The 20,558-nt window shown below is 65.7% G+C and carries 20 protein-coding genes and 1 pseudogene; 14 read left to right on the top strand and 7 right to left on the bottom strand.

Annotated elements, in window-relative coordinates; genetic code table 11:
• The first annotated feature begins 62 nt into the window (after nt 1-62).
• A complete protein-coding gene (locus AC5RUM_RS10075; protein ID WP_494034786.1) occupies nt 63-1,097 on the top strand; it encodes an NAD(P)-dependent alcohol dehydrogenase in 1,035 nt (344 codons plus the stop codon).
• Nucleotides 1,098-1,150: 53 nt separating this feature from the next.
• On the opposite strand, the gene AC5RUM_RS10070 is transcribed toward AC5RUM_RS10075, so the two are convergent.
• Nucleotides 1,151-1,378 carry a hypothetical protein gene (locus AC5RUM_RS10070; protein WP_494034785.1) on the bottom strand — a complete coding sequence of 76 codons (228 nt, stop codon included), beginning with the start codon at nt 1,376-1,378 and terminating at the stop codon, nt 1,151-1,153.
• A 363-nt stretch (nt 1,379-1,741) separates the two neighbouring features.
• Between AC5RUM_RS10070 and AC5RUM_RS10065 the strand changes: the two genes are divergently transcribed.
• Nucleotides 1,742-2,155, top strand: a complete 414-nt coding sequence (locus AC5RUM_RS10065; RefSeq protein ID WP_494034784.1) for an SRPBCC family protein — start codon at nt 1,742-1,744, stop codon at nt 2,153-2,155.
• A gap of 153 nt (nt 2,156-2,308) precedes the next feature.
• A complete protein-coding gene (locus AC5RUM_RS10060) occupies nt 2,309-2,638 on the top strand; it encodes a hypothetical protein (RefSeq protein ID WP_494034783.1) in 330 nt (109 codons plus the stop codon).
• A 3-nt stretch (nt 2,639-2,641) separates the two neighbouring features.
• Here the strand turns inward: AC5RUM_RS10060 and AC5RUM_RS10055 are convergent, their stop codons facing one another.
• Nucleotides 2,642-3,334 carry a potassium channel family protein gene (locus AC5RUM_RS10055; RefSeq protein WP_494034782.1) on the bottom strand — a complete coding sequence of 231 codons (693 nt, stop codon included), beginning with the start codon at nt 3,332-3,334 and terminating at the stop codon, nt 2,642-2,644.
• Entirely contained in the window at nt 3,327-4,700 is a 1,374-nt protein-coding gene (locus tag AC5RUM_RS10050; RefSeq protein ID WP_494034866.1) for a TrkH family potassium uptake protein, read from the bottom strand. Before AC5RUM_RS10050 ends, AC5RUM_RS10055 begins: the two co-directional genes overlap by 8 nt.
• Before the next feature lie 419 nt (nt 4,701-5,119).
• Here AC5RUM_RS10050 and AC5RUM_RS10045 point away from each other — a divergent pair, with 419 nt between their 5' ends.
• From AC5RUM_RS10045 to AC5RUM_RS10035, 3 genes are all read left to right on the top strand, one after another.
• Entirely contained in the window at nt 5,120-5,968 is an 849-nt protein-coding gene (locus AC5RUM_RS10045) for a phosphatidylinositol-specific phospholipase C/glycerophosphodiester phosphodiesterase family protein (RefSeq protein ID WP_494034781.1), read from the top strand.
• Between the two features lie 228 nt (nt 5,969-6,196).
• Entirely contained in the window at nt 6,197-6,394 is a 198-nt protein-coding gene (locus AC5RUM_RS10040) for a helix-turn-helix transcriptional regulator (RefSeq protein WP_494034780.1), read from the top strand.
• On the top strand, nt 6,394-7,590 hold the full coding sequence (locus AC5RUM_RS10035; RefSeq protein WP_494034779.1) for a type II toxin-antitoxin system HipA family toxin: 1,197 nt from the start codon (nt 6,394-6,396) through the stop codon (nt 7,588-7,590). Before AC5RUM_RS10040 ends, AC5RUM_RS10035 begins: the two co-directional genes overlap by 1 nt.
• Nucleotides 7,591-7,661: 71 nt before the next feature.
• On the opposite strand, the gene AC5RUM_RS10030 is transcribed toward AC5RUM_RS10035, so the two are convergent.
• Both AC5RUM_RS10030 and AC5RUM_RS10025 read right to left on the bottom strand, forming a co-directional pair.
• Nucleotides 7,662-9,014, bottom strand: a complete 1,353-nt coding sequence (locus tag AC5RUM_RS10030) for a TrkH family potassium uptake protein (RefSeq protein WP_494034778.1) — start codon at nt 9,012-9,014, stop codon at nt 7,662-7,664.
• 101 nt (nt 9,015-9,115) lie between these two features.
• A complete protein-coding gene (locus AC5RUM_RS10025; protein WP_494034777.1) occupies nt 9,116-11,098 on the bottom strand; it encodes an APC family permease in 1,983 nt (660 codons plus the stop codon).
• Between the two features lie 181 nt (nt 11,099-11,279).
• Here AC5RUM_RS10025 and AC5RUM_RS10020 point away from each other — a divergent pair, with 181 nt between their 5' ends.
• A complete protein-coding gene (locus AC5RUM_RS10020) occupies nt 11,280-11,675 on the top strand; it encodes a hypothetical protein (RefSeq protein ID WP_494034776.1) in 396 nt (131 codons plus the stop codon).
• A gap of 81 nt (nt 11,676-11,756) precedes the next feature.
• Nucleotides 11,757-12,434 carry a DUF6766 family protein gene (locus AC5RUM_RS10015; protein ID WP_494034775.1) on the top strand — a complete coding sequence of 226 codons (678 nt, stop codon included), beginning with the start codon at nt 11,757-11,759 and terminating at the stop codon, nt 12,432-12,434.
• 108 nt (nt 12,435-12,542) lie between these two features.
• On the opposite strand, the gene AC5RUM_RS10010 is transcribed toward AC5RUM_RS10015, so the two are convergent.
• Entirely contained in the window at nt 12,543-12,971 is a 429-nt protein-coding gene (locus AC5RUM_RS10010) for a hypothetical protein (RefSeq protein ID WP_494034774.1), read from the bottom strand.
• Between the two features lie 2 nt (nt 12,972-12,973).
• Nucleotides 12,974-13,231, bottom strand: a complete 258-nt coding sequence (locus AC5RUM_RS10005; protein ID WP_494034773.1) for a hypothetical protein — start codon at nt 13,229-13,231, stop codon at nt 12,974-12,976.
• A gap of 166 nt (nt 13,232-13,397) precedes the next feature.
• Here AC5RUM_RS10005 and AC5RUM_RS10000 point away from each other — a divergent pair.
• The 6 genes and pseudogenes from AC5RUM_RS10000 to AC5RUM_RS09975 form a co-directional block, all read left to right on the top strand.
• Nucleotides 13,398-13,754, top strand: a pseudogene (locus AC5RUM_RS10000) (MFS transporter); the annotation flags it as partial.
• Nucleotides 13,755-13,965: 211 nt separating this feature from the next.
• Nucleotides 13,966-15,513: an ABC transporter substrate-binding protein gene (locus AC5RUM_RS09995; RefSeq protein ID WP_494034772.1), complete on the top strand. Its 1,548-nt coding sequence runs from the start codon at nt 13,966-13,968 to the stop codon at nt 15,511-15,513.
• Between the two features lie 43 nt (nt 15,514-15,556).
• Nucleotides 15,557-16,498: an ABC transporter permease gene (locus AC5RUM_RS09990; protein WP_494034771.1), complete on the top strand. Its 942-nt coding sequence runs from the start codon at nt 15,557-15,559 to the stop codon at nt 16,496-16,498.
• A complete protein-coding gene (locus tag AC5RUM_RS09985; protein ID WP_494034770.1) occupies nt 16,491-17,336 on the top strand; it encodes an ABC transporter permease in 846 nt (281 codons plus the stop codon). Before AC5RUM_RS09990 ends, AC5RUM_RS09985 begins: the two co-directional genes overlap by 8 nt.
• A complete protein-coding gene (locus AC5RUM_RS09980; RefSeq protein WP_494034769.1) occupies nt 17,329-19,089 on the top strand; it encodes an ATP-binding cassette domain-containing protein in 1,761 nt (586 codons plus the stop codon). Before AC5RUM_RS09985 ends, AC5RUM_RS09980 begins: the two co-directional genes overlap by 8 nt.
• Before the next feature lie 106 nt (nt 19,090-19,195).
• Entirely contained in the window at nt 19,196-20,539 is a 1,344-nt protein-coding gene (locus AC5RUM_RS09975) for a GntP family permease (protein ID WP_494034865.1), read from the top strand.
• The last annotated feature ends 19 nt before the right edge of the window (nt 20,540-20,558 follow it).

Below are 20,558 nucleotides of genomic sequence, written 5' to 3'. Positions count from 1 at the left end.
TAACGTTTGTCGTACAGCGTACGAATTGTTCGGCTGCACCCCTACCCGAAAAGGAAACGGTCATGGATTCTGACGGCCAGCGCGTCACAGAGCTCCAACTTGCGGAGGATGTTTCTTTCGGCGGGACTTCAATGAGTGCCATTGTGCAGGACGCCTACGGCCAGGCTGACGTCCTGCGGCCGGCGAGCATTCCGAGGCCCACGCCGAAGGCCAACGAGGTTCTCGTCCGGGTGCACGCCGCCGGACTGGACCGCGGCACCTGGCACCTGATGACGGGCAAGCCGTACCTCCTTCGTCTCTTCTTCGGCATCCGCCGGCCCAAGAACCCCGTCCCCGGAGTCGACATGGCCGGGACCGTATCAGCGGTGGGATCGGCCGTCACCCGGTTCCGCGCCGGCGACGAGGTGTTTGGCATCGGCAGTGGCTCGTTCGCCCAGTACGCCGTGGCGCGGGAGGACAAGCTCGCGCACAAACCCCGCAGCCTCTCCTTCGAACAGGCTGCGGTGGTGCCCGTGTCCGCGAGTACTGCCCTGCAGGGGCTCCGTGCCGGCGGGATCAAAGCCGGCCAGAAGGTGCTGATCCTCGGTGCTTCCGGCGGCGTGGGCAGCTACGCGGTGCAGCTCGCCAAGGCCTCCGGGCTGGAGGTCACGGGGGTGTGCAGCACGTCGAAGATGGATCTGGTCCGTGACCTCGGTGCCGATCAAGTCATCGACTACACCCGGGAGGACTTCGCCGACGGCACCCGGCAATACGACGTCATCCTGGATCTCGCCGGAAATCCCTCCCTGGCGCGACTGCGCCGCGCACTCACGCCGTCGGGCACGGCCGTCATTGCGGGAGGGGAGGAAGGCGGCCCCCTGACCGGCGGCCTGGACCGGCAGCTCCGGGCGCTGGCACTGTCCCCGTTCATCAGCCAGAGGCTGACCATGCTCGCCGCCCGCGAGGGCCACGAGGACCTTGAGCACCTTGCGGGATTGTTCGACGCCGGGTCCCTCGCCCCGGCCATCGACCGGACCTACCCGCTTGACCAGGTTCCGGACGCCATGCGCTATCTCGACGCCGGCAAGGTCCGCGGGAAGATCGCCGTCACCGTCTGAGCCCCGCGGGGTTTTCACGCCCCGCGGGTACTCAGCGGCCCGGTCTTGCTCGGTCAGTTCTGCGCTTGTTCGCGCCGTTCGTGTGTCTGACCGTACGGGACATCGCGGCTGACCGCGACGGTGTAGCTCGTGTAGCCATGCTGCGTGACCAGGATGCCGTGGCGGCGTTCCTCCATGGCGTGTTGGCGGGCGATCTCGACGGCGGTGTTCAGGTCATTTTCGACGGTGTCGGGGTCGTGGGCGGTGATTTCCAGGACTAGGTCCGAGTGGCGCTTTATCATCGTGGTCTCTTTCTCAACGGGATGTGACGGGCTCTCAGCGCGCACAGGCTTCCGGGTCCGGGCATGGCCGGGGAGGCGGAAGCGGTGATTCGAGAGGGGGTGCCCGGCATCTTCTGATGGGGCTGTGCCGGCCGTGGTTTCCGGCGGGCTGGATCGGCGGAAGCACCTTCCTGCGGATCTGTAGTCAGTGTGGAGCATCGTTGGCCCGGGCGCAATACGAAGTCCGAAAAAGTCGCGTCGCTCACTGATCCGGAACCCGCTCCGGGATCCCCAGCCCCAAAGTGCGCATATGACATGTGATGTTCACCCAGCCGCCTCCAACCCAGCCGCCCGGCGTCAACTGCGCGCCGTACTCTGTCGGCTATGAAATTCTTTGAGGCAGAGGCAACGATCTACGCCCGGTCCTCCACTGTGTGGGACATCATCACCGATGACGGCAACTACACCGTCTGGGACTCCGGAATCACCCGCATCGAAGGCCAGGTGCGCAACGGCGGCACCATCAGAATCCGGACCCGGACCGGCGGAAACCGAACCTTCCGGCTGCGTGTCCAGCAGGTCCCCGGAGAACTGATGACGTGGACCGGCGGCTTGCCTCTGGGCCTTTTCAGGGGTGTCCGGACGTTCACACTTTCACCTCACGGAGGGAAGACTCACCTGCGCGTGACGGAGGAATTCAGCGGCCCCTTGCTGGACCTGATGTGGAGGCCGGCCATGGGGCAGGACTGCACCGGATACATCAACGCCGTCAAAGAACGCGCCGAACTCATCGGCTGACCAGGCCCGCCGGCTGCCTACAGAGCAGGCGGTGCGGTTTTCCGTCGGAACAGGAAACAGGACTGACACGTCGGAAACACCATCCTGAAACGCTGCAGAAAACTCCATGGTGCAGGCTGGCCTTGTTGAAGCAGTTTCGTGAAAGGGGGCCCGATGATGGGTGAGGATGGGGATCTTCAGGTACGTTCGGTGGCGGAGCTTGCGGCAGGGGACGAAATCGAGGCCTGGCACCGCGGGCGCCTCGCCCACCGGGGAAGGGTGAGCAGAACCTTGGAGGACATCAACCTGTTCTGGATCATCGATGCCCGGACCGGTGCCCGGAGACTGCTGGACCTTGAGCAGCTCAGCGTTCGGCGGGTACCGGCCGGAGGGGCCACCGCCGTCGTCGGGAAACCCGGTCCTGCCTCCGGACAGCAGGAGCCGGCGGTGCCGAAGCCGGGCCCCGGCGCGTGGCGGCAGGTGGCGTTCGTCGAGGCAGGGTGACCGTCAGGGGAGGTTGCTGAAGAATTCGGCCTGGGTCTTGCTGCCCTGGACGATGATCTGGTCCTCCTCGTACAGGACGGTCTGGGCGGTGGTGTGTCCCCAGATGCCGCCGGGGCGCTTGACCGCCACAATCGTGATGCCGTACTTGTCCCGCATCCCCAGCACGCCGAGGGGGCGGTCCTGCGCTTCCGACGGCGGGCTGGTGCGGATCATCACGAAGTCGTCCTCGAACTCCACGTAGTCGAGCAGGGTGCCGCGGACCAGGTGGGCCACGCGCTTGCCCATGTCATGCTCCGGGCGGATCACGTGGTTGACGCCGAGCTGCTCCAGGATCTCGGCATGGGGATCGCTGATGGCCTTCGCCCAGATCTGCGGTTTGCGGAACGTGAGGAGGCGCGACGTGGTCAGGATGCTCGCCTCGATGTCGCTGCCGATGCCCACCACGGCCCGGTCGAACTCGTGCACGGAGAGCTGGCGCAGCACCTCCTCCTTGGTCGAGTCCGCCCGGACCACGTGGGTCAGGCGCCCGTTGTAGGACTGCACGATTTCCTCGTTCGCGTCGATGCCGAGGACCTCGGTGCCCTGCGCCTCAAGTTCCAGCGCCAGGGCGCCGCCGAAGCGGCCCAGGCCGATGACGACGACGGAGCCCGCCACCGCTGGCCGGTCGCCGCTGCGGGAGAACATGTTCTTAGCCAATGAGGGGCCTTTCCTTCGGGTAGTCATACAGGACCGGGCGCTCGCGCAGTGCCAGAGCCGCGCCCAGGGTTGCCGGGCCGAGGCGCCCGACGAACATCAGCAGCACCAGGACCAGCTGCCCGGCCGGCGGCAAAGCCGCCGTGATCCCGGTGGAGAGTCCCGCCGTCGCGAAGGCCGAGACCACCTCCAACAGGATCCGTTCCTGGCCGAAGTCCGTGATGAGCATCAGGAAAACGGTGGAGCCGACCACCAGGGCGATGGACAGCAGCACCACGGTGATCGCCTGGCGCTGCACCGCGCGGGGCAGCTGCTTGCCGAAGATGTTCACACTCGTTCCGCCCCGCAGCTCGGTGACAAGAATGAAGAACAGCACGCCGAACGTGGTGATTTTCAGGCCGCCTGCCGTGCCCGCGGGGCCGCCGCCGATGAACATCAGGATGTCCATGCCGAGCCACGACACAGGATGCATCTGCCCGATGTCGATGCTGTTGAAGCCGGCCGTGCGGGTGATGACCGACTGGAAGAAACCGGCCAGCACCCGTTCACCCGGCCTGAGTCCTCCCAGCGTGGCCGGGTTGGACCACTCGACGGCGGTCAGGAAGCCGGCGCCCCCGACCAGGAGCGCGGCGGTGCCCACCAGGACCAGCTTCGTGTTCATGCTCCAGTGGATGGGCCGGCGGTATTGCCGGTGCAGTTCGAACAGCACCGGAAAGCCGAGGCCGCCGATGATCGCGGCGGCGGCAATCGGCAGGCAGACCCAGGGATCGCCCGCGAATCCCATCAGGCTGTCCGAGTGCAGGGCGAACCCGGCGTTGTTGAAGGCGGACACCGAGTGGAAGATGCCATGCCACAGGGCGCGGCTGGGGGAGTACCCGTAGCCGTCGACGTACCGCGCCGCCAGCAGCCCGGCCAGGATCACTTCCACGGCGAGGCTGATGGCAAGGACACCCAGGATGACCTGGCGGACCGCGCCCAGGCCGGTCGCCTGCGACTCGGCGGCCGCGGCGAGGCGGGAGCGGAGGCCCAGCCTGCGGGCCAGGAGCACGCCCAGCAGGGTGCCGAAGGACATGACCCCGAACCCGCCGATCTGGATCAGGGCCAGGATCACCACCTTCCCGAAGCCGCTCCAATACACGGGCGTGTCAACGGTGACCAGCCCCGTCACGCACACCGACGACGTCGACGTGAACAGGGCATCCATGAAGGGCGCGGAGCCTGGGCCGTTCCTGGCGACGGGCAGCATCAGCAGCGCCGTCCCCACGGCAATCGCGGCGGCGAACCCGAGGACGATCACCTGCGCCGGGTGCTGCGGGGCGAAGACGTTGAGGATGCGCGGGAAGACTTTCGAGCTCTTCCCCAGGCCCATGCGGCCGACAACTCCGCGGGAGTTCCGCCCGCCCCCACCGGCAGCGGAGGCGGCGGGCCGGGCTTTGCGGCCGGGAACGTCCTGCATACGCGTCACGCTACCACCGGTGAATCCCAACGCCCCCGCACTTTTCGCCACCATTTTTCCTAACCCTCCCTCACCTCCTGCCGGTTCACCCCGACGCTCCCGCATTTTTGGTCGCTTTCTGTGGGACGCTCGCTCATTTCTTGAAGAGGGCGGTTCGATGTGAGGGAGGGTTGGGTTTTGGGCGGCGGCGGACATCTCGTGTTCAGCGGGGCGTCAGCCTCCCGTGGGCAGGCGTTAGCTGCCGCTTGGCAGTGTGGTGGGGCAACGCCGTCGGACGTTACCTATCCGGGAAGCCCGGCGGCGATTCCAAACCCGCACTGAAGGAGAACCCTGTGCTGTTCAAAAGCACCGTCACCGCGCTCATCGCCCTCACGGCCCTGGCCGGAACCGCCGCCCCGTCCTCGGCAACCCAGGCACCCCAGGTCGTCCTCGGGGAACCGCGGGCTGCAGCCCACGCACATAACGACTACGAGCACCGCCGTCCGCTGCTCGACGCGCTCGAACACGGATTCACCAGCGTGGAGGCCGACGTCTGGCTGGTGGACGGCGAGCTCCGTGTTGCCCACGACCTGGAAGACACGCGCGCCGGTGTCACGCTGGAAAGCCTGTACCTGGATCCACTCGACGCGCTCGTGCGGCAGGAAGGCCGAAGCGTCTACCCCGGGTGGGACGGCAGCCTGCAGTTGCTGATCGACATCAAGAGCGAAGGCGAGGCGACGTACGCGGCCGTTGAGCAGGAGCTGGCCGAACACCCCCAGCTCATGACCCGGTACGCGAAGGGCAAGGTCACCGAGGGGCCGGTCACCGCCGTCATCAGCGGCAACCGCCCGCTGGCCACGATGCAGGCCGCGGACAAGCGATTCGGGTTCTACGACGGCCGCTCCGTCGACCTTGCTTCGGGCACTCCCGCAGAGCTGATGCCGCTGGTCAGCGACAACTGGACCAAGCTGTTCACCTGGCAGGGAGTGGGCCCCATGCCGGAAGTCGAGCGGGCCAAGCTCCGGGCCTACGTGGAAACAGCCCACTCCATCGGCTACCGGGTGCGCTTCTGGGCCACTCCGGACCAGCCGGGTGCTGCCCGGGAAGCCATTTGGACGGAGCTGCATAATGCCGGAGTGGACCACATCAACACCGATGACCTCGCCGCCCTGGACGCGTTCCTCGGCGCTCGCGGCGAGTAAGGCCTGCCGGCAGCTGCAACCCTCCCGCACTTTTTGCCGCGTGCTGCCGATCCCTCCTGCACCTGATGTGCGGGAGGGATCGGCGATATATTGCCGATAGTGCCCCTCCCGCCGCGTCGCAGGAGGCGAAACCGGGTCAACCGGCAGGATATTGCCTAAAGCGCTCCTTTCGGGGATCCTTGGTGGGAGTTAGGCCAGTAACGGCAGGATATTGCCGGAAGGAGATCCGTGGACGACTTCGCCTCAATAGGTACCGGCATTCGGAACGCCCGAAAGGATGCAGGGCTTTCCCAGGAGGATCTGGCGCACTTGGCCGGGACGTCCCAGCGGACTGTCAGGGCGATTGAAACAGGCACCGGCAATCCGTCACTGAAGGCGGTTGTTGCGGCAGCGAACGTCCTGGGACTGCATGTGGCGGTGCGCTGATGGCCGCTGACCTGCAGGACCTCAAGTTCATCAAGGCCGCGGACGTATATAAGGACGGGGTTCTGGCCGGGAGTCTGACGCGCACTGAGAGGGGAGGCGTGGCATTTCAGTACTTGCCGGAGTACCTGGCACGGGGCCACGCTGCGGTGGCATTTTCCCTGCCCCTGTCCGATGCCGCCGTCGAGACCCCTGCGGGTGCGGTGCCCGCCTTTTTCGCGGGGCTGCTCCCTGAGGGCCACCGGCTGACCGTGCTGAAGAACGCGGCCAAGACGAGCTTCAGCGATGAAATGACCTTGCTGCTGGCGGTCGGCTCGGACGTTCCGGGCGACGTCCAGGTGGTTCCCGCAGGCGAAGTTCCGGAAGACACCCCGGCGCTGGCGGACCCCTCGCAGCCCGGCGAGCTGGATTTTTCGGCTTTGGCCAACGCCGTCGACCAGCACAGCCTGCCCGGAGTCCAGACAAAAGCCAGCGCCTCGATGATGACCACGCCGCTGACCATTCGGGGACGCAGGTATTTGCTGAAGCTCGATCCGCCGGAGCATCCGCATTTGGTGGAGAACGAAGCCGTCCACCTGGCGGCGGCGAAGGCGCTGAAGATTCCCGTGGCGGACAGCTCGGTCATTGCCGACAGGAACGGCCTGCCCGGCCTGCTCGTCGAGCGATTCGATCGCGCCCAGGCCCCGGACGGCGCGTGGCTGCGCCTGCCGCTGGAAGACGGGACCCAGGTTCTTGGCCTTCCGCCGGCCTCCAAGTATGCGATCAACTCGGAGGAGGTGGTCCTGGCCCTGGCCGGGCACTGCAAGGCGCCCCTCGTAGCCGTGCGCAACCTCTATCTGCAGTTCCTCTTCGCCTGGCTGACCGGCAATGGCGACCTCCACGCGAAAAATGTTGCCGTTCTGGGCAGCCGCACCAAGGGGTTTTCAGCCGCCCCGGTCTACGACGTCCCGTGCACGCTTTTGTACGGGGACGACACGATGGCGCTGCCCCTCGCGGGTAAGACCAAGAACCTCCGATCGCGGCACTGGGCCGAGTTCGCGGACAGCATCGGCTTGCCCGCTCGCGCTGCCTCGTCGGCCAAGGCCATCGCCCTGGCGGCAGCCGCCGGGGTGGATCTCGACGTCCTCCCGTTCAGCGGCTCCGTAGTGCGCGGCAGCCAACGTGAGCTGCGGTTCCGAAGGGCTGAACTGGAGGGTTAGGGCGGCAGAACTGTCACCTTCGTTTACATGATTCCCCCGCGGGCACCACGCCGAGGCACAGCGACGCGGTTTCACCCGATGATCGGCCGTTCCTCCGGCAGCCGGTATAGGCGCGGGCGTGAGGAGAGGGCGAGTGCGGAGGCGACAGTCACGGTTCCGATACGCCCCATGAACATGAGGGCCATCAGCACCCATTCCGCGGCCGGGGGCAGGTTGTAGGTAATGCCGGTGCTCATCCCGACCGTCGCGAAGGCGGAGATGGACTCAAAGAGTACCTTTTCAAGGCTGTAGTCGGTGAACATGAGCAAGAGCATGGTCCCGCTGACGACGGCGGCCACACCGAGCAGCGCCACGGACAGTGCCTGGCGCTGTGAAGATGAGCTGATGGAGCGGTGAGCGATGGTGACCTGGTCACGGCCGCGGACCTCGTTCCAGATGGCGAAGCCCAGCACCAGGAACGTGGTGATCTTGATGCCGCCCGCGGTCCCTGCGCTGCCGCCGCCGATGAACATCAGCACGTTGGTGACCATGAGGGTTTCCGGTGCCGCGGCACCGTAATCGATGCTGTTGAATCCTGCCGTCCGGGGAAAGACGCCGCCGGCGAGGGACCCCAGCAGCTTGCCGGTGAGGGAGAGCTGGCCGAGGGTCTCGTTCCTGTTCCATTCGAAGGCTCCGAAGAGGCTAATGCCGACGGCCAAGAGCACCAACGTGCCGTAGACGGTCAGGCGGAGGTGGACGCTCCAGTCCCTCGCCCTGATTTCGCCACGCATCAGCTGGATGATCACCGGGAACCCGAGCCCTCCGGCGATAATCGCTGCGCAGATCGGAATGATGATCCAAGGATCTTCGGCGAAGCCGATGAGGTTATCGCTGTACAGGGAAAAGCCGGCGTTATTGAAGGCTGAGATGGCATGGAAGCCGCCGTGCCACAAGGCCGTGGCAGGGTTCTGGTCGTAGGCGATCCAGAATCGGGCTGTGAGAACGGCGGCCGTGCACCCTTCGAAGATGAGCATGATTCTCGCGACCCTGAACAGCACATTGCGGACATCGCCGAGGTTCAGGGTGTGGGTCTCGGACTGGGCGACGAGTTGTCCGCGCAGGCCGATGTTCTTGCGGACCAGCAGCGCGAGGAGGGTGGCGAGGGTCATGATGCCGAAGCCGCCGGCCTGGATGAGCCCCAGAATGACGCCTTGGCCGAACGGCGTCCAGTACGTGGCGGTGTCCACGGTTATCAGGCCCGTGACGCAGACGGCGGATACGGAAGTGAACAGTGCGGCCAGCAGAGCGTCGGGGTCGCTGCCGATGCGGGATATGGGTAGGACCAGGAGCCCGGCGCCGACGATGATGACGGAGAGGAACGCCAGGGGAACAGAACGGACCGGATGGGAGAGCGCGCGACGCACCGCGCTCTCCTTCTTAGCCATTCCATCCTTGCCGTTCTGAAGGACGACTTGCAGCGCAACTTTGAGCGTTTTGCCTGTGTCAGGGCCCTCGGTCCTGGGCCTCATCCGGGTCGCCTCCCGGCTCATCCAACGTGGATGCCCGGCCTGCGGTCCGGGGCCGGTTCGTTCTCGCGGATGATTTCGCGGACCACCGGGGCGGTGTCGCCTCGGCCGAGCAGCAAGTAGCGCATGAGGTGGGCCAAAGGATTGCCTTCGGACCATTCGAAGTAGGCGTGAGGGCGGACTCCCGTGGCGTCGCGGAGGGCAAGGAGGATGGCTGCGATGGCGTTAGGCGCGGCCGGGCTTTCCGCACGCAGGACGCGGTGTCCGTCCACTTCCACGCCCCGCACTTCAAGCACTTCGCTGAAACCGGACGGGTCGGTGATGTCGATTTCCAGAAAGATGACGTCGGCCGTGCCCGGGACCGGGTTGTTTTGGCGTTGGGCAGCTTCTTTGCTGGCGTATTCCGCCGCATCCCTTGCCTGGGGGCGGTTGGCGATGAGGTTGATCCGCCCGTCGAAGTCCAAGGTGTCGGTGATGAAGCGGCGGGCTGTCTCGTCGAATTCGATCCGGTGCACGCGCAGCTCAGTGGTCCGACTCACCCGGGAGACAAGGGAAACCGCGACGATTCCCAGGATGAAGAACCCCGAGATGGCGATGCCGTCCGGCTTTTCAATCACGTTCGCGGCCAGGGCGTAGAGCATCACCACAGTCAGTACAGTGAATCCGATGGCGGGACCGCGCTGCTTCTTCCGGATGGCGGAGATGGTGACAGCGATGGCGCCGGAAACCATCATGGCGAGGATTCCGGTGGCGTAGGCGCCGGCCTGCGCATTGACGTCCGCGTTGAAGCCGATGGTGATGAGGATGCTGATGGCGGTGTAGACGAGGACCACGGGCCGCACTGCGCGCGACCAGTCCGGAGCCATGCCGTAGGACGGCAGGTAGCGCGGGACAATGTTGATCAGCCCGGCCATGGCGGAGGCACCGGCGAACCAAAGAATGAGGATGCTGCTGACGTCGTAGACGGAGCCGAAGCCGTTCCCAAGACGTTCGTGGGCCAGGTAGGCCAGGGCCCGGCCGTTCGCCTCGCCGCCCTCCTGGAACGCTTCGGCCGGGATCAGGACGGTGGTGACGAAGCTGCTGCCGATCAGGTAGACGCTCATGATCACGGCAGCTGCGGTGAGGAGCCGGCGGGTGTTCCGGATCTTGCTCGCCAGCTGTTCCGCGGGCGTGGCGCCCTTCGCTGCCACCAGCGGCATCATGCTGACACCCGTCTCGAAACCGGAGAGTCCGAGGACCAACAGCGGGAACGCCAGGAGTGCGGGGCCTGCGATGTCACCGAAACCTCCGCCGAACGAGGTGAGTGCAGCGCTCCAGTCAGCCAAGGCACCAGGCTGCGTGACGGCGTCGTAAATTCCTGCTCCGATGATGACGGCGTTCAGCAGGAGGAAAACCCCCACCAGCGGGATGGCGACGGCAACGGCCTCGGTGAAACCGAGCAGGAAGACTCCGCCAAGGATCAGGAGGAGCACCACTGTGACAGCGACTGCCTGGCCTTCCAGGAACGGCGGCAGATAAGGATTCTCCAGCAGGTGGACGGTGGCATCGGCAGCGGACAGGGTGATGGTGATGATCCAGGACGTTGCCACGAAGCCGAGCAGGACCAGCACAAAGACTTTGCCGCGCCAGAAGGGCAGCAGGTTTTCCAGCATTGCCACGGATCCCTGCCCATGCGGGCTTTCCTTGGCCACGCGCCGGTACATCGGCAGCATGCCGAGCAGGGTCAGAACCACGATCAGCAGGGTGGCCAGCGGGGATAGTGCGCCCGCGGCGAGGGCTGCGATGCCGGGCAGGTACGACAGGGTCGAGAAGTAGTCCACGCCTGTCAGGCACATGACCTTCCACCAGCTCTGCTGGGGTGCGTGGTCTTCGGCTGTTTCCGGCCCGACAGGCTGGTGGACCTGGTGTTCCAGCAGCCATCTGACCAGCGAAGTGCCGGGCTCAGCTTCCCGTGCGGGTTTTGGAACGGTCGCTGGGATTGAAAACTGGGCGGATGCCGTCAATGACGTGTCTTTCTGGGCTGCAGGGAACTGGCAGGATAACCACCAGACCGTAGCACCGGCTCAGACAGCATCAGCGGGTAATCCGCGGGATCTTAATGTTTTCTTAACGCCTGTATAGGCTGAGGGCAGTTTTCGTAAGGGGGCTTTGCGTATGCGCTTCAGAAAGACAGGGAAGGCCCACATGCTGCCAGCGGCAGCGCTGGCATCCACGGTTCTTGTAATCACCGGATGCTCAGGTTCCAACGCGGGAGCGGATGGTGCCGCCCAGGTCGCCGTGGAATTCCACAAGATGGTGTCCGCTGGGGATCCTTCGGCTGGCTGCGGCCTCCTGGCCCCGGCCGTTGTGGAGAAGCTTGAGAACGGCTCCGCCGGTACCTGCGGCGAGAAGCTCTCTGCCCTGAACTTGCCGCCGGCAACACGGTCAACCGAGGCCAAAGCCTTTGGTTCAAGCGCGCAGGTTTTCCTGGATGAAGACACCGTGTTTCTGACCAAGTCCGGGGACAGTTGGAAGATCACGACGGCGGGGTGCACTTCCAGGGGTGAACGTCCCTACGACTGTGATGTGGATGGAAGCTGACATGCGCTGGGCTTTCTGGATTTGTCTTGGAGTCATCGCCGTCGGACTGGCATACCTGCTTCTCATAGGGGTGATGGGCCGATGAAGCACAACCCGTGGCTCACGAACGGCCTGAGCATAACGTTCGCTGCCCTGTTCTTTGCCTCACTGACGGGCCAGGCGTTCAGCGGGCTCGCCTATTTCAATGAACAGCAAATGGCGGCGAATCTGGACGGAATTAGCTTCTGGCAATACGTGACGTCCTCGAGCTTTGCGGTGGACGTGGCCGAAAACTGGCAGTCAGAGTACCTTCAGTTCCTGCTCTTTATCGTTCTGACCGTGTGGCTGGTCCAAAAGGGCTCGCCTGAGTCCAAAGCGATTGAAAAGCGCGGCCACGGGTCTGAAAAGGATCAGCTGATCGGACAGTTCGCCAAGCCCGAATCCCCGAAATGGGCCAAGGCCGGCGGCATGAAGACCTGGATTTTCGCCAATTCGCTGGGGCTGGTCATGGGTACAGTCTTCGTCCTGTCCTGGCTGGTCCAGTCCGTAGCGGGCTTCAGCGCTTACGCGGAGGAACAGATCACCAACCTGCAGGACCCGGGCAGCTGGGGAGAATATGTGGCTTCCCCTGAATTCTGGAACCGCACCCTGCAGAACTGGCAGTCGGAGTTCCTCGCCGTGTGGTCCATGGTCATCCTGAGCGTCTACCTGCGCCAGCGGGGGTCGCCGGAATCCAAACCCGTGGGTGAAGCCCACGACGCAACAGGAGTCAGTAACTAGGACTGGACGAAGGCTGCTATTCGTCGAAGTACGTCGTCAAGCCGGAGAGTTTTGAACTGCCGCCACCGCCACGGGCGCCGTACTCGGAGGATTTCCTGCCCGGCGGCGCTATTCGGGAAGCTCCATCTGAAAACCGCAGACGCACCTGATCACGCGGGTGGATAAGTACACGTCCAATGCTTCGCCGTCCGGGCGGCTGCTGCTTACGGACGCATGGAGCCTGCGGAGCTCGTGCCCTGCCCGTTCCATCGGCCGTCCGCAGTGAATGTAGTGTCCGCCGAACAGCAAGACGTCCGACACATTCTTTTGACGGTTCAGGACGAATGCCACATCGGCGACGTCGGCCGCCTGGGCGTGGTACCGTCCGCAGGCAGTGCAGGAGTAGGACACGTCCACGAGTGCATCCGCCGGCCCTTGACGGGATTCGATGGACCTGATGACCAGATGGGTGTCGTTCCGGCACGCCGTGCACCGCAGCGGCTTTCCGCCCGGGACATGCGCGCCGCCTGGAACATACGCGTTGGAACTGATGGACATGATCAGACCAGGGCGGGGTAGCTGGACAGGATGTAGTCGGCCGCAGCCGGCCCCTTCATCCGCAGGCGCGTGTTGTGCAGGTCGATACCGCACCGGCGCATGCCCGCCCAGAAGGCGGTGTCCGATTGTGGATCATGGCCGTGCAGCAGGCACCAGCTGGTGTAAAGACCGTAGAGACAGTCGCGTCCCAAGGGGAAGTCTGCGTCAGGGTCAAAGGAAGTGGCTTGGTCAAGGAACTTTTCCACGTGCGAGATGGCCATTATCAGGCTCTTTCCGCGTTGTGCATCATGTGCCGCCATGTTGCTACAGCAGCGAGTCTCCCGGCCGTGCACGCAACCGGAAAGGGGGTTCGGTCCGGCATTAACGCGGCCGGTTCCTCTTTAGAATCTACGTAGTTCCGATCCGTCTGTCTACACGTATCGCTGAATAGATCTCCGCGGTGTTGCCGTACCGGCGTTCGGGCCCGCGCTCCTGTTCAGTGTGGGGGAGGGGGCGGTCCTCCCTGTGGTGGCGCTGTCCGCCCGAGGGCTGGGGGCCTCCGTGGCCGTTGCCGCCTTGATTGTCACGCTGATCGGGCTGGGCTCGTGGTTCTTCAACCTGCCCGCCTCGATGATCACCCTGAAGCTTGGTGAGCGCTGGTCCATCGTGGGGGCGGCGGCCGTCGGGGCACTGGCGCTGCTGGCCGCGGGGCTGTTCTCGGTGATTCCCGGCGGACTCTGGCTACTCGCCCTGGCGATGGCCGTCGTCGGAATGGCCGCCAGTGTCTGGGGTTCGCGGCGGCAGCCGTGTTCGCCGTCGTTCTTCCCAGACTGAAGCACCGCCGGAACTATTAGCGCGCCACCCAGCCGCCTCACCTGCTAACCGGCTGGTATATTACGTGACCCGGGAACGGCCGTTTTGAACGGGGAAGTTAGGTAAGCCTACACTTTGCAGTGTCTTTCCGGCCGTTTCACTGCGTCTGCAAGGTTGCAGGCGCTTAATCTAGGTGGTTCCGTTGCGCATTTCGCTCCCATCGTCCGTGTCCCTGGGACTCGTGGCGATTCTTTCACTGTCCGGCTGCGGCTTCAGCGGGTCCGGAGGAGGAACAAACCAAGCGGCCGACACCGACCAGCGCATCGTCGTTGACAACTTCCGCGCCCCGGTGGCCGGCTGGACCCTGGAGAGCGACGCCGCGTACATCCTGTCCCTGTCCGGATGCCTGGAGACCCTGACGCGCTACGACGCTGCGCAGGGCAAGATCGTGCCCTCGCTGGCAACCGAGTGGAAGCAGGCCTCTGCCCTCGAATGGGACTTCACCCTCCGTGAGGGAGTCAAGTTCCAGGACGGAACCCCGCTGAACGCCGAGGCCGTGGTGCGCTCCCTGCAGACCGTCCTTGACGCCAAGGTCCCGGCCCGCGCCTTCAGCCCAAAGGTGGCCAGCGGCGTCAAGGCCCTCGACGACCGCACCGTCCGCGTGACCACTCCGACGGAGAGCCCGCTGGTGCCCTACCGGCTGGCGAGCGTCAACACGGGCGTGCTGTCGCCGGCCGCCTTCAAGGGTGAATCCGTTGACCCGTTCGGCCACTGCACCGGCCCCTTCAAACCCGTATCCGAAAAGCCGAAGCAGTCCCTGACCCTGGACCGCAACGAGAACTATTGGGGCGGAAAGGTGCAGCTTGCCGGCGCCGAGGTCCGGTTCATCACCGACGGCGCCACCCGCACCACCCAGGTCCAGACCGGCGAAGCTGACGTTTCGATGTCGATCCCCGTCTCCGGCCTTGCCACCTTGGAGGGGGATTCCAAGGTCAAGGTCCTCAAAGCCGATTCGCCGCGGACCGCCACGCTGTACATGAACAACAAAAGGGCGCCGTTCGACGACGTCGACTTCCGCAAGGCGGTCCGCTCGGCTCTCGATCTGGATGCGCTCGCCGGAAGCGTCTATGAAGGTGCCGCCCTCCCGGCTACCGGCCCCTTTGCCCCTTCGGAGCCTTGGGCCATTGAGGGTGCTGCGGCGCCGAAGCAGGACGTCGAGGGCGCGAAGAAGCTCCTCGCTTCCGCGGGCTACACCGCCAGCCGGCCGCTGGAGATCATCGCGATCGTCGAGCGCGCGGAGTTCGCGGACGTGGCAGCCGTCATCCAGGAAAACCTGAAGGCCGTGGGCGTTCCGGTGAAGATCCAGACCAAGGAGTATGCCGCGGTTGAACCGGACCTGCTGTCCGGCAACTACGACATGGTGCTGAGCCAGCGCAATCGCCTGATCGACATCGCCGACCCCATCGGCTTCCTCACCGCGGACTACACCTGCGACGGCACCTACAACCTGAGCCACTTCTGCAACGCCGACTACGACAAGACGATCGCCCAGGCCTCCACGACCGCGGACTCCGCGGAACGGTACCGGCTCTACGCCAAAGCCGGCCAGATCCTCCAGGACCAGGCCGTGAACGTGTGGCTCGTCAACGAGCAGGCCATCGACGCCGTCCGGTCCGACCTTCAGAACCACGTCCAGGACCCCCTCGCCCGGTACGTGCTCCGGGCGGAAACGGCAAAGCCGGGATCGTGAGCGTAACGTTTCCCGACGGAATCCAGCCTCGGCCGGGCCCGGCATGATGCTGTTCCTCGCCCGGAGAACGGCGGCCCTGGTGGTCGCCGTTCTTCTGGCGTCTTTCGTTGTCTTCCTCATCCCCTATGTCACTCCCGGGGATCCGGTACGGAAAATCATCCGGTCCCGGGTGACCGGAGACGCGATCGATGACTCCGCCGTCGAAGCGCTCACGCTTCAGCTGGGCCTGCAGGACCCCCTGTGGCTGCAGTACTTGCGCTGGTTGGGGCGGTTCATCAGCGGCGACATGGGCCTGTCCTACACGAGCCGCACGCCCGTCGTCGACCACGTGCTGCCCGCCCTGTGGATCACGCTCAGCCTGGTGGTCCTGGCCCTGGCCGTGGCGGCCGCGGTTTCGGTGGTTCTGGGCATCACGGCAGCCCTGAACGAGGGACGGCTGGCTGACCGGGCCATCACCGCGGTTAACCAGGCGCTGATCGCCATCCCCGAGTACTGGCTCGCGCCGATGCTCGTGCTGGTCTTCGCGATCCAGCTCTCCCTGCTGCCCTCAGCCGGGTGGGAGGGCCCGGCCTCCGCGGTCCTGCCCGTAGCCGTCCTGGCCCTGAGACCGACCAGTCATTTCCTGTCCGCCGTGCGTGAGGGAATGCTCGAGGCGCTCGGCGCCGAGCACGTCGTCGCTGCCCGGAGCCGCGGACTCAGCCGCGCCCAGGCCGTGTGGAAGCATGTCATCCCGAACGGGCTGCTGCCCCTAACCACCCTGGCAGCCGTGTGGTTCGCGGGCCTGCTGGGCGGATCGGTCATCGTCGAGGTCATCTTCGCCATCCCCGGCATGGGACGGCTGATGTTCGACGGCGTCCTGAACAGTGACATTCCGCTCGCCCAGGGCGCGGTGGTGGTGGTGGTCGGACTCGCCGTTCTGCTGACCACGGCCGCGGATCTCATCCACGGCCTCCTCAACCCCCAAGTGAGGATGCTCCATGCGTAAGCTGCCTCCGCACGTCCTGGCCGCCGCCTCGGTCCTGGGCATCATCCTGCTGTGCGTGGTCCTGGCTGGCTGGATCGCCCCCTATCCGCCTGCCGAACAAAACCTTGCCGCCCGGATGGCCCCGCCCAGCGGAGCCCACTGGCTGGGCACCGATCACCTGGGCCGCGATACCCTGAGCCGGCTGCTCGAAGGCGGAGGTTTCTCCCTGACCATCGCGGCGCTGGCCACCGTCCTCACGGCAATAATTGGCACGGCGGTCGGCGTACTCAGCGCCCGCCGGCGGGGCTGGCTCGACGAGTTCTTCACCCGCACGAACGATGTCCTGCTTGCAGTGCCGGAGATGGTTGTGGCGCTGTTCCTGGTCGCCGCCCTGGGAACCGGATACCCGACGCTGCTGCTGGCCCTGACCGTGACGGGCTGGACACCCTTTGCCCGGCTGGCCCGGGCACTCGCCTACGACGTCTCAGCGCGGGGGTTCATCGAGGCAGCCCGCGTGGTGGGCTGCCCGCCGTCGTTCATTGTGCTGCGGCACATCCTGCCCCACCTGGCCGGGCCCCTCCTAGGCCAGGCCACGCTCCGGTTCGGACAGTTCCTTATCAACGTCGGGGCCCTGTCCTACCTGGGACTGGGGGTGCAGCCGCCGCAGTCGGACTGGGGATCGATGCTCGCCGCGGCCCAGCCCTACGCCCTGAGGGCGCCAATGACGATCCTCGCCCCCGGCCTGGTGATCTTCACCGTCGCGCTGTGCGTCACCCTCATCGGCCAGCATCTGGCACGGATGTCCAGCAGCCGCCTGATGCTCGCCGCGTCCCCTGACCTGGCGGTCACCCATGCCTGAGGGCCTGTTCATCGAAAAACTGCACGTGAGCCAGCGGGCACCCCTGGCCAGGCGCCGCCCCGCCTCCGGCGACCGTTCTGACTCGCGCCCGATCCTCTCCGACGTCGGCCTCTCCGTGGCCCCGGGGGAGTTCGTTGCCCTGGTGGGCGCCTCGGGGAGCGGCAAGTCCATGACGGCCCTGTCCGTCATGGGGCTCCTGCCGCCGCAGATCCATGTCGAGTCCGGGTCCGTGACGCTGGGCGGAACCGACCTCATCCGGGCCGGCGATAAGGAGCTCAACCGGGTCCGCGGCGGCCGGATCGGCATGCTGTACCAGCAGCCCAAGCGGATGTTCAATCCCCGCATGACGATTGGCGGGCACCTGGCCGAACCGCTGAAGCTTCACCGCGGACTGCGCGGACGCGCCGCCCGGGCACAGGCGCTGGCGCTGCTCGCGGAGGCGGGATTCGAGGATCCGGTCCGGTGTGCCCGCTCGTTCCCGCACCAGCTCTCAGGCGGCATGGCCCAGCGGGCCATGATGGCCGTTGCCATGGCCGGCCAGCCCGAACTGCTGCTGGCCGATGAGCCGACCTCCGCCCTCGACAAGGTGCTGGAAGTACAAATCCTGGCGCTGATCGACAGGCAGCGGCGCGACCACGGCCTCGGAGTCCTGTACATCACCCACGACCTCGCCACCGTCTCCGCGTTCGCTGACCGGGTGGTGGTGATGGACTGCGGCCGCGTCCAGGAAGCAGGACCGGCCAGGACCGTCTTCGAGGCGCCCCGGACCACGTTCACCAGAGACCTCCTGGCGGCATCGGCCCTCACGACTGCCCGGACCCCGGCCCGGACTCCTGCGCGAATTCCAGTCCGTTTTCCCGTGCGGACATTGACGGTAGGGACGCCGCTGGGGATTCCGGTCAGCATTCCGGGCCGGACGCCGGCGCCGCGGACGTCGCTGCGGACTCCGGTCCGCATTCCGGTCCGCAAGCCCGCAGCACCCGCAGCCGAGGCCCCAGAGCCGCGCACAATTCTGGCGCTGGACGATGTAACCAAACGGTTTCCCTCCAAGGGGCGCGGCGCCCGTCCGGCTCTGGACGGCGTCTCGCTAAGCCTTCGGGAGGGCGAGATTCTTGGCGTCCTGGGCCAATCGGGCTGCGGGAAGAGCACGCTGGCCCGACTGCTCGTCGGGATCGAGACCGCGGACCGCGGCAGCGTCACCCGGGCGCTCCGCACGGGGGAGGGCCGCACCGGTGCCGACGGCACAGAGGTGCAGCTCGTCTTCCAGGAACCGCACGATGCCTTCGATCCGCGCATGAAACTGCGCGCCAGCCTGGAAGCTCCGCTGTTGCGCCGCCGGGACTGCACGGCGGACGAGCGCCGGGAGCTCATCCACAAGGCCGTTCGCGATGTTGAGCTGGAGCCGGACCTGCTGGACCGGTATCCGGGCCAGTGCTCGGGAGGCCAGCTGCAGAGGCTGACGATTGCCCGGGCGCTTCTTCTGGAGCCGGCGGTGTTGATCTGCGACGAGGCCACCTCGGCGCTGGATGCGGTCACGCAACGCAAAATTCTCGATCTGCTGCTGCGCCTGCACAGCGACCGCCCGCTGTCCCTGATTATGATCTCCCACGACATGAACGTCATCAGGTACATGAGCCAACGGGTGGCCGTGCTGTACCAGGGCGCCCTCGTGGAACTGGCACGCACCACCGACTTCTTTGCGAACCCGGTGCACGGGCACAGCAAACAGCTTGTGGCTGCCGCCCGCCCTTGACAGTGCCGACCTCCCAGTATGAACTGGGGCAACTGGAGTTGAGGCATACCAAACGGGTTCCCGTGTAGAAGCCGGCGGGAACACCGCAGTGTTCAAGGAGCAGGCCATGATCGCCCTTCACACCGTGATAGCCATCGTGGTCATCATCCTGCTCATCATCAAGGTCAAGGTCGACCCGGTGATCTCGCTGATCATCGGTTCGCTCTACCTCGGCCTCGCGACCGGGGTCGGTTTCACGGCGACGATCATGGCGATCACCACCGGTTTCGGCGAAATCATGGGCGAGGTCGGCCTGCTCATCGGTTTCGGAGTGCTCATCGGGGCGATGCTCCATGCGATGGGCGCCTTCCGGAAGATGGTGACGATGCTCGTCAACGGTGTCGGTGCGCGCCGGCTCCCGTATGCCTTGACGGCAGCGATGTCGACGATCTTCCCCTCAATCTACGTGGACGTGCAGGTCGTGCTGGCCTCTCCGGTGGCGCGCTCAACCGGGCCCTTCATCGGCCTGACCGGTCTGCCGCACATGGCAGGTGCGCTCGGGACGGGGATCTTCGCCGGCTACGTCTTCGTGCTTCCAGGACTGGCCGCAGTCTCCATCGCGGGCCTGCTAAACATCCCACTGGGCATCTGGCTCATCTACGGCCTCGTGCTCGGGCCATTGACCGCGATCGCGACGACGTTGATCTTCCGATTGCTCCTGCGGGGCCGCTACTGGAAAGCGGCCAAGGACGAAGAGGTCGATGAGGCGATGGTCGAGTTGGAGACGACCGAGCTGGTCGAGGAGGACACCGCGACGCCCCCGCTGTTCGTCTGCCTGCTGCCCATCCTCGTTCCGCTGGTGATGATCGCCTTCGGGGCCTTCGCCGACCTGTTGGGGTTCTCCAACGACTTCATCGCCTTCCTCGGCGACGCCAACTTCGCGCTGTTCGTCGGCCTGCTCGGCGCCTACGTGCTTTGCCGGCGCACCCTGGGTTCGAAGGGCACGGACACGGCAATGAGCGAGGGCTTCCACACCACCGGCGAGATCCTGCTCATCACCGGCATCGGCGGGTCGCTGGGCGCCGTCATTGGGGAGACCGGGCTCGACACGATCCTGGCCGACCTCTTCACTGCCGACGCAGGGGCGCCGGTCATCCTCAGCATCCTGCTCGCCTGGCTCATCGCCGCAGTGCTGCACCTGGCGATCGGGTCGGTGTCGGTTGCGGCCATCGCGGCTGCCGGGATCATCGGTCCGGTGCTCGGCTCGATCGACGTCTCACCGATCGCCATCGGCCTCGCCATCGCCTCGGGCGCGATGTTCGCTCTTCAGGTCAACAGCAACTTCTTCTGGATGTTCAAGTCGCTGCTCGGACTGTCGACTCAGGGGACGTTCAAGACGCTAACGATGGTCACCTCCATCGCCTCGGTGGTCTCGCTGCCGATGGTCATGGCGGTGGCGCTCATCGCATAGGGTCTGCTCCTCTCGCAGC

The organism is Arthrobacter sp. B2060 (assembly GCF_059090445.1).
Note: the sequence above shows the minus strand (reverse complement) of the source record. Positions and strands in the feature narration are given on the sequence as shown.